The 14,153-nt window shown below is 49.0% G+C and carries 16 protein-coding genes; 13 read left to right on the top strand and 3 right to left on the bottom strand.

Translation table 11 applies throughout. From position 1 onward, the window contains the following. The first annotated feature begins 12 nt into the window (after positions 1-12). From cobJ to cobA, 11 genes are read left to right on the top strand one after another with little or no spacing between them, the layout of a single operon-like run. Positions 13-1,629, top strand: coding sequence for a precorrin-3B C(17)-methyltransferase (gene cobJ, locus ACH33_RS00195; RefSeq protein WP_057897192.1), 1,617 nt, complete (start codon positions 13-15; stop codon positions 1,627-1,629). Positions 1,630-1,649: 20 nt separating this feature from the next. After that, a complete protein-coding gene (locus tag ACH33_RS00190) occupies positions 1,650-2,570 on the top strand; it encodes a sirohydrochlorin chelatase (RefSeq protein ID WP_057897191.1) in 921 nt (306 codons plus the stop codon). A 1-nt stretch (position 2,571) separates the two neighbouring features. After that, positions 2,572-3,372: a precorrin-6A reductase gene (cobK, locus tag ACH33_RS00185; RefSeq protein ID WP_057897190.1), complete on the top strand. Its 801-nt coding sequence runs from the start codon at positions 2,572-2,574 to the stop codon at positions 3,370-3,372. Next, the gene (locus ACH33_RS00180) at positions 3,350-4,000 is read left to right on the top strand and encodes a precorrin-8X methylmutase (protein ID WP_057897189.1); all 651 of its coding nucleotides are present in this window, start codon (positions 3,350-3,352) and stop codon (positions 3,998-4,000) included. The genes cobK and ACH33_RS00180 overlap by 23 nt, the downstream gene beginning before the upstream one ends. A gap of 2 nt (positions 4,001-4,002) precedes the next feature. After that, the gene (locus ACH33_RS00175; protein WP_057897188.1) at positions 4,003-5,109 is read left to right on the top strand and encodes a cobalt-precorrin-5B (C(1))-methyltransferase; all 1,107 of its coding nucleotides are present in this window, start codon (positions 4,003-4,005) and stop codon (positions 5,107-5,109) included. Then, on the top strand, positions 5,088-6,296 hold the full coding sequence (locus ACH33_RS00170; protein WP_057897187.1) for a bifunctional cobalt-precorrin-7 (C(5))-methyltransferase/cobalt-precorrin-6B (C(15))-methyltransferase: 1,209 nt from the start codon (positions 5,088-5,090) through the stop codon (positions 6,294-6,296). Before ACH33_RS00175 ends, ACH33_RS00170 begins: the two co-directional genes overlap by 22 nt. Beyond that, positions 6,293-7,003 (top strand): precorrin-2 C(20)-methyltransferase, encoded by a 711-nt coding sequence (cobI, locus tag ACH33_RS00165; protein ID WP_057897186.1) that lies wholly within the window; start codon positions 6,293-6,295, stop codon positions 7,001-7,003. Before ACH33_RS00170 ends, cobI begins: the two co-directional genes overlap by 4 nt. Continuing rightward, positions 7,000-7,776 carry a precorrin-4 C(11)-methyltransferase gene (gene cobM / locus ACH33_RS00160; RefSeq protein WP_057897185.1) on the top strand — a complete coding sequence of 259 codons (777 nt, stop codon included), beginning with the start codon at positions 7,000-7,002 and terminating at the stop codon, positions 7,774-7,776. The genes cobI and cobM overlap by 4 nt, the downstream gene beginning before the upstream one ends. Beyond that, positions 7,773-8,918 carry a cobalt-precorrin 5A hydrolase gene (locus ACH33_RS00155; RefSeq protein ID WP_082705816.1) on the top strand — a complete coding sequence of 382 codons (1,146 nt, stop codon included), beginning with the start codon at positions 7,773-7,775 and terminating at the stop codon, positions 8,916-8,918. The genes cobM and ACH33_RS00155 overlap by 4 nt, the downstream gene beginning before the upstream one ends. Before the next feature lie 17 nt (positions 8,919-8,935). After that, complete coding sequence (locus ACH33_RS00150) at positions 8,936-10,348, top strand: cobyrinic acid a,c-diamide synthase CobB (RefSeq protein ID WP_057897184.1); 1,413 nt, start codon at positions 8,936-8,938, stop codon at positions 10,346-10,348. Beyond that, the gene (gene cobA / locus ACH33_RS00145) at positions 10,345-11,820 is read left to right on the top strand and encodes a uroporphyrinogen-III C-methyltransferase (RefSeq protein WP_057897183.1); all 1,476 of its coding nucleotides are present in this window, start codon (positions 10,345-10,347) and stop codon (positions 11,818-11,820) included. The genes ACH33_RS00150 and cobA overlap by 4 nt, the downstream gene beginning before the upstream one ends. A 61-nt stretch (positions 11,821-11,881) precedes the next feature. On the opposite strand, the gene ACH33_RS00140 is transcribed toward cobA, so the two are convergent. Further along, positions 11,882-12,103, bottom strand: coding sequence for a hypothetical protein (locus ACH33_RS00140; RefSeq protein ID WP_057897182.1), 222 nt, complete (start codon positions 12,101-12,103; stop codon positions 11,882-11,884). A 37-nt stretch (positions 12,104-12,140) separates the two neighbouring features. Here ACH33_RS00140 and ACH33_RS20295 point away from each other — a divergent pair, with 37 nt between their 5' ends. Further along, positions 12,141-12,266 carry a hypothetical protein gene (locus ACH33_RS20295; RefSeq protein WP_257721581.1) on the top strand — a complete coding sequence of 42 codons (126 nt, stop codon included), beginning with the start codon at positions 12,141-12,143 and terminating at the stop codon, positions 12,264-12,266. Positions 12,267-12,425: 159 nt separating this feature from the next. Continuing rightward, the gene (locus tag ACH33_RS00135) at positions 12,426-12,704 is read left to right on the top strand and encodes an HU family DNA-binding protein (protein WP_057897181.1); all 279 of its coding nucleotides are present in this window, start codon (positions 12,426-12,428) and stop codon (positions 12,702-12,704) included. A gap of 74 nt (positions 12,705-12,778) precedes the next feature. On the opposite strand, the gene ACH33_RS00130 is transcribed toward ACH33_RS00135, so the two are convergent. Continuing rightward, complete coding sequence (locus tag ACH33_RS00130) at positions 12,779-13,441, bottom strand: PspA/IM30 family protein (protein ID WP_057897180.1); 663 nt, start codon at positions 13,439-13,441, stop codon at positions 12,779-12,781. Beyond that, on the bottom strand, positions 13,438-13,719 hold the full coding sequence (locus ACH33_RS00125) for a hypothetical protein (protein WP_057897179.1): 282 nt from the start codon (positions 13,717-13,719) through the stop codon (positions 13,438-13,440). The genes ACH33_RS00130 and ACH33_RS00125 overlap by 4 nt, the downstream gene beginning before the upstream one ends. Between the last annotated feature and the right edge of the window lie 434 nt (positions 13,720-14,153).

Raw genomic sequence — 14,153 nt, 5'->3', positions numbered from 1 at the left:
GGGGTGAGATATATGGATGGAAAACGCGGAAAATTACTAATTATCGGATTTGGACCTGGAAGCTTTGAGCACATTACGCAGCGAGCCCGCGAAGCAATTGAAGAATGCGAAGTGATTCTTGGCTATACCACGTATGTGGAACTTGTTCGCGGGTTGTTGCGGGAAGACCAGATCGTGGTTCAGACCGGTATGACGGAGGAAGTAGGACGCGCTCAGGAGGCAGTGCGTCAGGCGGAACAAGGCAAAGTAGTCGGCGTTATTTCGAGTGGTGATGCTGGTGTATATGGCATGGCCGGATTGGTATATGAAGTGCTTATGGAAAAGGGATGGACGGAGAAAGAAGGGATTGCGGTCGAAGTTATACCTGGAATTTCAGCCATTAATTCGTGTGCTTCCTTGCTTGGTGCTCCGATTATGCACGATGCCTGCACCATTAGCCTGAGCGATCATTTGACTCCGTGGGAACTGATTGCAAAGCGGCTGGAGGCGGCCGGACAGGCTGATTTTGTTATTGCTTTATACAATCCGAAAAGCGGGCGCCGGACGCGCCAAATCGAAGAGGCTCAGCGTATATTGTTGAAATACCGTTCGCCGGACACGCCGGTTGGACTTGTCAAGAGCGCGTATCGGGAGCGACAGTCAATCGTCATTACGGATTTGGCCCATATGCTGGACCATGAAATCGGCATGTTGACCACTGTTATTATTGGAAACAATTCGACTCGGCTTTATGATGGAAAAATGATTACGCCGCGCGGTTATCAGCGCAAATATACGTTAAATGCGGACAAGCAGGCGCTGGCTCCACATCAGCGTTTACGTCCAGAAAACGAACCGTGGGCGCTTCACAGTGTGTTTGCGGGTGAGCAGGAACAACAGGCCGAAAAATCATACACCCGTGCGCTTGCAGAAGAAGCGCTTGGCAAGTTGTATGGTACGGCGCCTGAATCAATTCCCCTGGAGACAGCCGGATTTGTGCAGGAGTCTATCTTTGAATTTGCTGTATCTCCGGGTGTTGCTAACAAAAAAATTACGGCTCAGCAAATGCTGGTGCTGGCGGAGATTGTTGGCGAAAAAGGAACGATGGAATATACGCCACATCACCAGATTCGGGTCAGTGTTCCAACGGTAAAGCCAGAGGAGATTACCGCTAAATTGCGGGCGGCTGGTCTGCTTGTGCAGCCGGTCGGTGATGTAGTGACGCTGAAGGCGTGCGATTTCTGCGACGGGGAGAAAAGGGACGCAATTCCATATGCCGAGCAAATCGATGAATTGTTCGGCGGCATGCAGGTACCGAAGGAGCTTAAGATTGGCTTTAACGGCTGTGGAATGGCCTGCTATGGTGCGGTAACGGAAGATATTGGGCTTGTTTTCAGAAAAGGAAAGTTCGACTTATTCCTTGGTGCAAAGACGACGGGTCGTAACGCTCATGTGGGCCAGCCGGTAGCGGAAGGAATTGAACCGGAAGAGGTTGTCGGCCTGATTGAACGGATTTTGCGCAAGTACAAGGAAGAAGGACATCCAAATGAACGGTTCCACAAGTTCTTTAAGCGCGTAAAAGAGATCGAGGGCTTTAAACATGAAGACGCTCCAGTGCGGGTGCTGGTAGAAGCGGTCTGTGGGGATTAAACGGGGAAAGGAGGAATACCATGCAAGCGGTGTTATTTGTGGGACACGGGAGCCGAGATCCGCAGGGGAATGAAGAAATTCTACGGTTCGTCGATGGGATAAAACAGGAGATTCCCGTTCCAGTAGTGGAGACTTGTTTTCTTGAATTTGCTGAGCCGGATGTTATGCAGGGACTTGATGCGTGCGTGGCGCGGGGAGCGACCTATGTCGCTGTTGTTCCGATGATGTTATTTCCGGCAGGACATTCGAAAATTCATATTCCTGCTGCGCTGGATATAGCGCGTGAAAAATATCCGCATGTCCGGTTTATTTATGGGCGTCCAATTGGTATTCATAACGAAGTGCTGAACGTTTTGCAGTCGCGTCTTACAGAGGCGGGATTTGACGTGGAAGAAGAAGCGGAAGATACGGCAATTTTGATTATTGGGCGCGGCAGCAGCGATCCTGACGCCAATAGCGATGTATTTAAACTTTCGCGGCTTTTATGGGAACGTCTGCATGTGCGTTGGGTAGAAACATGTTTTATCGGCGTTACCCGCCCTTCGGTTGAAGAAGGAATTGACCGCTGTCTTAAACTCGGCGCGAAAAAAGTGGTACTCATTCCATACCTTTTATTTACCGGCATTCTCATGAAGCGGATGGAAGACAAACTGGAGCACTTCCGGTCTCAATATTCTGACCGTGAATTTTTAATGACGGAATACATTGGCTTTCATCCGGGCTTACGCCATATTTTCTGTGAGCGGGCTGAGGAAGCGTTGCAAGATGAGGTTAAGATGAACTGCGATACGTGCCAGTATCGCTTGTTTGCGTTAGAGCATATGGATTTGCATCATGACCACGATCATGATCATGGTAACCATCATCACCACCATCATCATGGGCATGCTCACCATGCTCATCATCATGAAGCTCACGAAAAGGAAAAGGAGAAGGCTTAATATGATTCTTATGCTTGCAGGAACGAGCGACGCGAGGGAGCTGGCGTTTCGCATTCAGGGAGAAGGGTATCCACTGTTGACAACGGTTGTCACGGAGAACGCTGCCAAAAGCATGACAGAAGCCGGACTCCCTGTGCGTGTTGGTAGAATGAACGCGGATGAAATTTGTGAGTTGATTCGTGCAGAAGGAGTTTTCGCGGTCGTTGACGCAAGCCATCCGTTTGCGGAAGAAGCTTCGCGCAACGCGCTTGAAGGCGCGAAACGGGCGGATGTGCCGTATATTCGCTACGAACGCGCATCCATTGAAAGGAAGTCGCACCCTTTGATTACAGTGGTGCGCGATTACGTAGAGGCAGCTGAACTGGCCGCACGTCACAAAGGCGTGATTATGCTGACTACCGGAAGCAAAACATTGCACATTTTCGCGGAAAAGCTGGTGGGGTTGCCTGATGTTACACTGGTGGCCCGCATGTTGCCGCGCAAAGACAACATGGAAAAGTGCGAACAGCTTGGCATTGAACAGAAAAATATTGTAGCTATGCAAGGCCCGTTTTCCAAAGAGCTAAATGCTGCACTTTATAAGCAGTACGATGTGACGCTTATGATTACGAAAGAGAGTGGAAAAGTCGGCTCTGTGGACGAAAAGCTGGAAGCGGCGCTGGAGATGGGGATTCCGACAATTATGATCGCTCGTCCGAAAATCGAGTATGGAACTGTGTTTTCTGAGTTTGATGAAGTGATTAAGACACTGAAAGAAAAATTGAAGGAGGCAGCAAACGATGGATTTTCATACCGAGTTTAAACCGTTAACCGTACAGCCGCAGGAGATTGAAGGGAAAAGTTTTGAAATCATTACAGAAGAGTTGGGAGAGCATCCATTTACTGAGGAGCAATATCCAATTGTGCAACGTGTGATTCACGCGTCGGCCGATTTTGAACTTGGAAGGAGTATGGTGTTTCACCCGGACGCTGTTGAAGCAGGGATTCGCGCAATCCGTGAAGGACGGAAGATTGTTGCTGATGTTCAGATGGTACAGGTAGGCATCAGCAAACCTCGCATTGAGAAGTTCGGGGGAAGTGTTCATGTATACATCTCTGATCCGGATGTGATTGAGGAAGCGAAACGCCTGAATACAACGCGGGCTATCGTGGCAACCCGGAAAGCGGTGAAGGAAGCAGACGGCGGTATTTTTGCTATCGGAAATGCGCCAACTGCGCTCTTAGAACTGATTCGACTCGTGAAGGAGGGCGTAGCCCGTCCGGGACTTATTATCGGCATGCCGGTCGGATTCGTGTCTGCAGCCGAATCGAAAGAGGAGTTAGCGAAGCTGGATATTCCTTTTATTACAAACGTCGGACGCAAAGGCGGAAGTACAATTGTGGTTGCAGCAGTCAACGCGTTATCCATCATGGCTGAAAAGCGGGGATAAAGATGGCGGACGAAGAAAAAACATTGCGTCATGGCTATACGACGGGATCAAATGCGACGGCGGCCACAAAAGCCGCCCTTTTGTCCCTTATCCGGCAGGAAGCTGTGACGGAAGCCGAAATTCTTCTTCCGATTGGCGAGCGGGTGACTTTTCATATGCAAAATGTAGAATTTGGGGAGGAAAACGCGACGGCAGGGGTTATTAAAGACGCTGGCGATGACCCTGACGCAACGCATAAGGCTCTTATTGTATCAACTGTAAGCTGGAAGGAAAATCCAGGTATTACATTGGACGGTGGCGTCGGCGTCGGAAGAGTGACCAAACCGGGCCTTCCTGTACCTGTAGGGGAAGCTGCGATTAATCCGGTACCACGCCGCATGATTATGGAGACAGCGCAGGAAGTATTGGATCAATATGGTATGGAACGGGGGATACATATTGTCATTTCCGTTCCGGATGGAGAGGAAATTGCGAAGAAGACGTTGAATGCCCGTCTGGGGATCATTGGTGGCATCTCCATCCTTGGAACGAGAGGGACAGTTGTTCCGTTTTCGACCGCCGCGTTTAAAGCAAGTATTGCCCAGGCCATTCAGGTTGCTGTGGAATGCGGGTGCGAACATGTAATTGCCACTACCGGGGGACGCAGCGAAAAATTCGCCATGCAGCTGTATGAAGACTATCCAGAAGAGGCGTTTATCGAAATGGGCGATTTCGTCGGTTTTACGCTAAAGATGTGCAAGAAGTACGGCGTGAAGCGCGTGACGCTTGTCGGCATGATGGGCAAGTTCTCCAAAGTTGCCCAAGGGGTTATGATGGTGCATTCCAAAAGCGCACCGGTCGATTTCGGCTTTCTGGCCCGGGTTGCGGAAGAAGCGGGCGTGCCGGAACCGCTTGTGAAGCAGATCCGGGAAGCGAATACTGCTTCCCAGGTAGGCGATCTGATGCGGGAGCAAGGCTGTGATGAATTTTTCCGGCTTTTGTGCCGCTATGTATGTGAATCTGGCTTGAAAGAAATGGACGGTGACGCAGAAATAGAAACGGTGATTATTACTATGAAAAACGAGATATTGGGAAGGGAGAGAGTCGATTGCAGAGCCCGGTCAAAGTGATAGGCATCGGAGATAACGGAGCGGAAAGCCTGCTGCCCGTATACCGGCAGTGGATTGAAGAAAGCGAACTTTTGGTTGGTGGCGAACGGCATTTGGGTTTTTTCCCGGAATACCATGGGGAGAAACTTACGGTAAAAGGCGGTCTTTCGGCTATCGTGTCCAAAATTGCGGAATCGGGCAAGAAGACGGTTGTACTTGCCTCTGGCGACCCGCTGTTTTATGGCATTGGTTCGTATTTGGCTAAGAAGCTACCGGTGGAAATTTACCCCGGCATAAGCTCCATTCAGCAGGCGTTTGCGAAAATGCAGGAAAGCTGGCAGGATTGTGAATTTTTGAGCGTACATGGTCGCAGCATGAAAGGGCTTGTCCAGAAAATTGACGGCTTGGACAAAGTATGTTTGCTGACTGATGAAGCGAATAATCCGGCCGCGATTGCACGTTATTTGCTTTCGTTCGGCGTCAACGAGTACCGGGCGTTTGTGGCTGAAAATCTTGGTGGAGTAGAGGAAAGAACGCGCTGGATGACCATGGAGGAAATGGCGGAGGCGGAATGTGCGCCATTGAATCTTGTAGTTTTGAAACGCGAGGCTCCGGCCCCGCATTGGCCGCTAGGGATCGCGGATGAAGAGTTTGCACAGCGTAAGCCGGATAAAGGACTGATTACGAAGCGGGAGGTTCGTGTGCTCAGTCTGGCCGCCCTGGAATTGAAACCGAACAGCATCGTCTGGGATATCGGCACATGCACAGGTTCGATGGCGATTGAAGCGGCCCGCATCTGTCGCAAGGGAGAAGTATTCGCTATTGAAAAGAATGAGGCCGATTTGGAAAACTGCAGGGAGAACATGCGGAAGTTCCGCACCGATTTTACCGTTGTACATGGGCGTGCTCCCGCAGGATTGGAAGAGTTTGCAGATCCGGATGCGGTATTTATTGGCGGTACGGGCGGTGAGATGAAGGAGTTGCTGCATGTTTGCTGTTCGCGTTTAAAACCGGGCGGACGCATTGTATTGAATGCGGCTACGATTGAAACATTGTACGAAGCAATGCAGGCGTTTGCAGCGGAAGGCTTCGAGACTTCGGTGACGCTTGCTCAAATTTCACGCAGCAAACCGATTTTACATATGAACCGATTCGAAGGACTGAATCCGATCTATATCGTCACGGCGAAACGAAAGGAGGAGAAATGATGGCGAAAGGAACATTATATGGAGTAGGCGTAGGTCCGGGAGATCCGGAGCTTTTGACTGTGAAAGCCTACCGGGTTATGAAAGAATCGCCAGTTATTGCCTATCCGCGCAAACGAAAAGGCAGCAAAAGTTACGCGTACGCGATTGCCGAGCAGTATATCGACCAGAGAGAGAAGGAAATGCTGGGCCTTGTGTTTCCTATGACGAAAGATAAGGACATTCTGGAGCGGGAATGGAACAACACAGTGGATGAGGTGTATGAGCGGCTATCTCAGGGGAAAGATGTGGCGTTTATTACGGAAGGGGACCCGATGTTGTATAGCACGTTCATCCATATGATGCGGTTGATGCAGGAGAAGTATCCGGAGGTTAAAGTTGTCTCAATACCAGGCATTTCTTCTATTAATGGGGTTGCTTCCCGGCTTGGTTTGCCGTTGGCGGATGGGGATGAACACGTGGCGGTAGTGCCTGCGACGGAAGATCGCGAAAAAATGAAACAGGCGCTGTTAACCCACGATTGCGTCGTGTTTTTGAAAGTGGCCAAGGTTATCGATATGATGGTTGATTTGTTAGCGGAATTGGATTTGCTCTCCAAAGCTTCTGTTGTCACGAAAGTAACCTCAGGTGAAGAAGTTATTTGGCCGAACGTGGCGGAGCTGAAAGGGTTGGAGCTTGAATATTTAACGCTGATGGTGGTGAGAAAGTGAAAGTTTACATTATCGGAGCAGGCCCGGGCGATCCGGATTTGATTACAGTTAAAGGTCTCAAGTTGCTGCAGCAGGCCGATGTTGTACTATGGACTGATTCGCTTGTGAATGAAGATCTTATCGCGCGGGCGAAACCGGAAGCGGAAGTGATAAAGACAGCGGGAATGACGCTTGAGGAGATGGTCAATATTATGGTGGACCGCGCGCGGCAGGGCAAACAGGTGGTTCGCGTTCACACGGGCGATCCGGCTGTATACGGTGCGATTCTTGAACAGATGGTGCTTTTGAAAAAGAACGGGATAGCGTACGAAATTGTGCCGGGTGTTAGCTCCGTCTTTGCCTCCGCCGCGGCGGTTGGCGCTGAACTGACGGTTCCAGATTTAACGCAAACGGTGATTTTGACGCGCGCTGAAGGACGGACGCCGGTTCCGGAGCGGGAGAAGTTGCGCGATCTGGCTTCTCACCACTGCACGGTCGCGCTGTTTTTAAGCGCTACTCTTGTAAAAAAAGTAGTCGAAGAGTTTTTGGCGGCGGGCTGGGCCAAAGAAACGCCGGTTGCTGTAGTGTACCGCGCAAGCTGGCCAGATCAAATCATTGTCCACTCTACGCTGGAGAATTTGGCTGAGGATATGCGTGCCAAGGGGATTCGCTCACATGCGATGATATTAGCCGGCTGGGCTCTTGATCCGGATATTACGAACCATGAAGAATTTCGTTCCAAACTATACGATAAAGAATTTACGCACCGTTACCGTAAGGGGGTTCCGTCATGAGCCGCACAGAAACGGCCATTATTGAACTTATGGAAGGTGTTGTGCCGAAAATTAAACAAACGGGAAAATACGCGATGGTCGCGATTACGAAGCACGGGGTTGAGATGGCGCGTTCGCTTAAGAAAAAGTTTCCCGAAGCTGACTTATACTACATGAGCAAATTTGCGCACGGCGATGAGGAAGCGGCGGGTATTCAGCTATTCAACGGCTCTGTGCGGCTGCTGTTTCCGGCGCTTTTCCCGGCATATGAAGGCCTTATTTTGTTTATTTCACTCGGTGCGGTTGTGCGGATGATTGCGCCGGTGCTGAAAGATAAAAAGACAGATCCTGGTGTCGTAGTGGTTGATGATAGAGGACAGCACGCTATCAGCGTATTGTCCGGGCATTTAGGTGGAGCAAACGAATTGACGCGGGAGGTGGCGGCTTTACTTGGCGCACAGCCGGTTATTACCACCGCTTCTGATGTGCAAAAGACGATTCCGGTCGACTTATTCGGGCGCCGTTTTGGCTGGCGTTGGGACCCGGATTCTGAGAAGAAGCTAACACCGGTTAGCGCTTCCGTAGTTAATGAGGAACATGTAGCGATTATTCAGGAGTCAGGCGAGACAGATTGGTGGATGCATGATACGCCGATGCCTCCGTCTCTTAAAATCTATGATTCGATTGAGGCGGCGATAGAGGCAAGTCCAGATGCGGCACTTGTGATTACACACCGCATGCTTCGTCCGGAGGAGATGCCGATTCTGGAAAATGGTGTTCTGTATCGTCCGAAAGTAATCGCACTTGGCATCGGATGTAACCGCGGGACTGCGGCGGAAGAAATAGAGAGCGTCATCAAAGATACGTTGAATGAACTTAGATTCTCCATTTGGAGTGTAAAAGCGATCTGCACTATTGATCTGAAAAAGGATGAGGCAGGATTGCTTTCCGTTTGTGATAAATACGGCTGGGAGTTTGTCTATTATACGCCGCAGGAATTGAATGAGATGAACATTGAAGAGCCCTCTGAGACAGTGTTTAAATTCACGGGCGCATACGGCGTAAGCGAGCCGGCTTGCAAGCGGTATAGCGGAAATGAAAAACTTGTGTTAACTAAGAAGAAATCCGGGAATGTAACGATTTCGGTCGGTATACTTGCGTAGCAGAGAGGAGGGAGAGTATGGGGAACAGGCGTATAATTATTGCCGGGACCGGAAGTGGGGCCGGAAAAACAACGGTTACGCTTGGCTTAATGGCTGCACTGAAACAGAGAGGTTTAACCGTACAGGGATTTAAGTGCGGACCGGATTATATCGATCCGGCATATCATACCGCGATTACAGGCCGTCCGTCACGCAATCTGGATAGCTGGATGCTCAAAGAGGACGTTATGCGCGGCGTGCTTGCCCGTGCCAGCAGAGACGCTGATATCTCTATCATTGAAGGTGTTATGGGTCTTTATGATGGGAAGAGTCCAACGGAAGATATCGGAAGCACGGCGGAGATCAGCATTCTTACACAAACCCCGGTTGTGCTTGTATTGAACGTTCAAAGCATGGCGCGTAGTGCGGCAGCGGTTGTCAAAGGATTTCAGATGCTTAACCCTAAGGTTTCCATTGTTGGCGTGATTGCCAACCACGCCGGAAGCGAAGGGCACGGTAAACTGATCCGGGAGGCGGTGGAAAAAGAATGCGGCATCCCATTGCTTGGAACACTTACGCGTACGCCAGAAGTGCGCATTCCGGAACGCCACCTTGGCCTGCTTCCGGCAGTAGAGCGCGGAGAACTGGAGCCGTTGTTTGTCCGCCTTGGGGAAATGATTGCGCAACATATCGATGTAGACCGTCTGCTTCAATTGGCTGATATTCCACCGCTTCCGCAGGCTAATGCTGAAGCTGATAGCATTGTTTTGGACAAAGCACCTATCGTGCGTATTGCTGTTGCAAAAGATGCGGCATTTAACTTTTACTATCAGGAAAACATCGAAATGTTGGAAGCTGCGGGAGCGGAGTGTGTATTTTTCAGTCCTCTGGCCGGAGAGACGGTGCCTGAAGATGTGAACGGATTATATATCGGAGGAGGGTTTCCTGAAGAATTTGCACCAGAATTGGCCCGCGAAGCGAGCGTACGCACTTCAATACGGCGCGCCATCGAGAGAGGAGTGCCTACGTTCGCTGAGTGTGGTGGCTTTATGTATCTGACCGAGGAAATTGTGACAACTGATGGTGAAAGCTATCATATGGTCGGAGTGATTCCGGGCCGGACGAGAATGCATACAAAGCGTGCCGCGCTTGGGTACCGGGAAGTGACCGGGATGAAAGGAAATTTCCTGCTTTCTGAAGGGGAAATAGCGCGCGGACATGAGTTCCACTATTCGACGTTTGAACCAGGAGCGGATTTTCAGCCGGCGTATGAAACACGCAGCCGATTCGGCAGTAAGCGGGAAGGCGTCATTCTGAAAAATCTTGTGGCGGGATATACCCACCTTCATTTTGCTTCTCAGCCTTCTCTTGTCAAACGGTGGATTTCCGCCTGTTTGAAATATAAGGAGAACTGTTCGCAACAGGCCTTTGATAGGGAGATGAAGCCATGAGAACCGGGAAAGTTTATCTGGTGGGGGCAGGCCCCGGAGACGAAAAATTGATTACTGTCCGCGGACTTGAATGCCTTAAAAATGCTGATGTCATTGTGTATGACCGTTTGGCCAATCCGCGTTTTTTACGTTTTGCGAGGCCGGACGCGGAATTTATCTACTGCGGCAAGTTCCCGAAGCATCATACATTGCGCCAGGAAGCGATTAATGAGCTCCTTGTCCAAAAAGCGCAGGAAGGCAAACGAGTTGTACGCTTAAAAGGTGGCGACCCTTCCGTATTCGGCCGGGTAGGGGAAGAAGCGGAAGAGTTGGCCAAGCACGGTGTGGAATACGAGATTGTACCAGGAATTACTGCGGGGATTGCGGCACCTGCGTATGCAGGTGTTCCCGTGACGCACCGGGACTACGGCACAAGCTTTGCCATTGTGACCGGGCATGCGAAAACGGCGGACGGAAAGCCGGTGGTCGATTGGGCATCGCTTTCTGGAATCCATACGATTGCTTTTTATATGGGTGTAAAGAACTTGCCACATATTTGTAAGAATTTGATGAAGCACGGGCGCAAGCCTCAAACGCCGGTCGTGCTTATTAGCTGGGGAACGCTGGGGCGGCAGAAAACTGTACAGGGCACGCTGGAAACGATTGTGCGCGAAGTTAACGCAGCCGATTTAAAAAACCCTGCTATTACGCTAGTGGGAGACATTGTAAGCATACGTGACAAGATTCAATGGTTCGAGCGCAAACCGCTGTTCGGAAGACGGATTCTTGTAGCGCGTACCGGCGGAGAAAAAGGAAACCTAGCGGAAGCGTTGACGGAACAGGGAGCCGATGTTATAGAATACCCCTATTTTGCTGTCTGTGAACGGGATGATGAGACGGTGCAGCAAACAATCGAGCGAAGCGGGGAATATGAACACATTTTGTTTACTTCCCCGGAGAGCGTTGATTTCTTTTTTGCGGCATATCGTCGTAGCAACCGGGATATCCGTTTGCTGAAAGCACGGTTTTATACGCTTTCTCAGCGCACAGAGCGCAAGCTTCGTGAAATGGGTTTACATTCTGAGCGACCGTCTTCACTGGCAGATAGGGAAAAAGTGCTTGTCGTAGGCGATGTTTCGGTGGTGGAGCGAACGGAAAGCTACGAAGCGGAATGGGGCGAATGTGACGTACTGGCTGTATATGAAAAAAAAGAGTGCATGGAATATAATGTGAATATGGTGCGTTTGTTGAAAGATGCAGGAGTGGATGCGATTGTATTTCCGAGTGCAGCTTCCGTGCCTATACTTATCGATGCACTGGAACGCGAGGAGATCGACCCGCTCCCTTTCCTCTCTTCCAAAATGCTTGTCTGTATGGGAGAAAAAACAGCAGATGCTGTCCGCTCGGTTGGCTGTGGCACGGTTCATGTTGCCGCCGCTCCTTCGATTGAGGACTTGATGGCTTGTCTTATGCAAGAAACGATCGTTAACTAAATGCGATAAAGAAACCCGGCATAAAACGCAGACCTTGTCTTGTTTGTATGCCGGGTTTTCTTTATTTGTAGGCTTTTCCTTTCGTTAAAATGCAGGGTACTCCATAGCCGATGGCACCTGGCTGCGACATTTTTTCAATATATGTCAGACCACGTTCGCATTGTTGTTTACAGACGATGCATTTGTCTGAGGTGACAATTTTCATCGTAAATTTATAACGTTCTTCTGGCGGGATTTGTCCGTACTTATGTTTAGTGGCCGACTTTTTTCCTGCTTTCACCATATCATTTCCCCCCTTTTCCACAAGATTTTTTGATTTTATGGCAGTGTATGAAGAAAGAGCTTATCCTGACATTGCAAAGCAATCATTCGCTATCTTTGAATTCGAAAATATTATTGTCATTCTGCTTATTGGCAAGTATGATGATAGAAGAGCAGGAGAATGATATTGTCAGAGAATTGGAAGATTTGGGTATCAAGTACGCTAAAAACAGCAAAAAAATTGGCTTTATCTTCTAAATCATGTTTAAAATTGCTTGTATTTTGAAAGAATGAGTATATAATAAAAGATTCCATCAAAACTTTTATTATAAAGGAGGATATGTATGAACAAGACAGAGCTGATTGAGAAAGTGGCAGAATCTACAGAGATGACGAAAAAACAAGCATCTCAGGCGGTTGATGCGATCCTGACATCTATTGCGGAAGCACTGAAAGCTGGCGAAAAGGTGCAATTAATTGGTTTTGGAAACTTTGAAAGCCGCCATCGCGCAGCTCGTAAAGGCCGCAATCCGCAAACAGGGGAAGAAATCGAAATCCCGGCGACAAAAGTACCGGCATTCTCTCCTGGTAAAGCATTAAAAGACGCGGTTAACGGACGATAAAAATAAAGACTGCCACAGGGACATTCCCTCGGCAGTCTTTATATTGCATCTTCTTTCCATCCTATTAAACCCGATTATGCTTTACTTTGAAGAAGTTTGTTCAATTCTTCTTCCACTTTGGCGTTGAGGATAGCTTGGCGTTCCTGCTCTTCGAGCGAGAGGTGGGCAGCGCGTATGTGTTGTCCGGCTTCCGCTTCCACCTCCATCATCATGACACGCTCTTCGATTCTTTCAAATCCTTTGGTCACGTTTTCTGTGTCAATAGAGTAAAGGGCGGCGTTCATTCGCTTGGTTGTTCGCGCAGCGTTAGCTCGTGCAATAAGCGCAGCTTTCTTGTTGCGCATTTCATAGAATTTATCTTTCAATTCCTGTAGTTGTCCGCGCAGAACATTGGTTTGCCCACGGACGGTTTCGTATTGCTTGCGGTACTCTTCTGCTTTGCTTTCGCAGATTAATTTGTCTTCCAGCGCACGGCGGGCAATGGCTTCGTCTCCGGCTTCTACTGCCAGTTTAGCCTGACGACTGCGTTTTTCGATGCGTGCTTCCGTTTCATCGAGCATCATTTTCCATTTTTTCTCAATAGCTACTTGGCGGGCGATCGCGAGTTCTGCTTGCGAGATTTCACTTTCCATATCCCGTATGTATTGATTTAGCATCGCCACTGGATCTTCTACATGATCCAATACTTGATTCATAGTTGCCAGTGTAATATTACGCATACGTTTTAAAATACTCATGAATTTGTTCCTCCTTGGTTTATTTTTTGTTCCCATAAATCTAATTCATCGACCTGTTTGGTTTCATAGGGATGGCGTGGCATCATATCGTATAACGGATTGGTTGTAGTAACCGCTGCTTTTCCCCGGGCTTTTTTGATAAGATTCCAGCCGGTATAGATGAAAAATCCGGCGATGAATAGTGGAATTAGAAACCCGAGATTGAGGATGCCAAGTAGCATAATGGCACCAAATCCCATTAATCCCATCCCGAAAAGATAGGAGCCTTTCTTTTTCATTCCCTTTCCTCCTTCATTTTTTGTTTCATGTTCCGTTTCTTGAGTTTATCTTAACCTGACAAGCACTTTTACTATAACAGGCGTCCGTTTGATTTTTTCTACGTCCTGGGACGGAGGAGCGAGTCAGCCTTAAGCCGAAAATGGAAGAATGTGCTAGATCATTTTTTTACCTTATAAGCAATAGGATAGTGTGATATAATAATTATCGAACCACAAAATGTTGTTAAGGCATGACATGTAATGTATATGAGTGTGATTGGAGTTAGACATAAATCTGACTCCAATTAGGGGAGTAGCTACCGGATACAATCCGGTCGGCATATCGTCAATACAGCGATGCAATCGCTCGGTATGCCGAGCCCTTTTTGAACCATTGGGTATGCAAGACCTTCACACATTGCCCGGGCGTTTCTTGGCGGTGTGCGGAGGTCTTT

Source organism: Aneurinibacillus sp. XH2 (genome assembly GCF_001439585.2).
GTDB lineage: Bacteria > Bacillota > Bacilli > Aneurinibacillales > Aneurinibacillaceae > Aneurinibacillus > Aneurinibacillus thermoaerophilus.
Note: the sequence above shows the minus strand (reverse complement) of the source record. Positions and strands in the feature narration are given on the sequence as shown.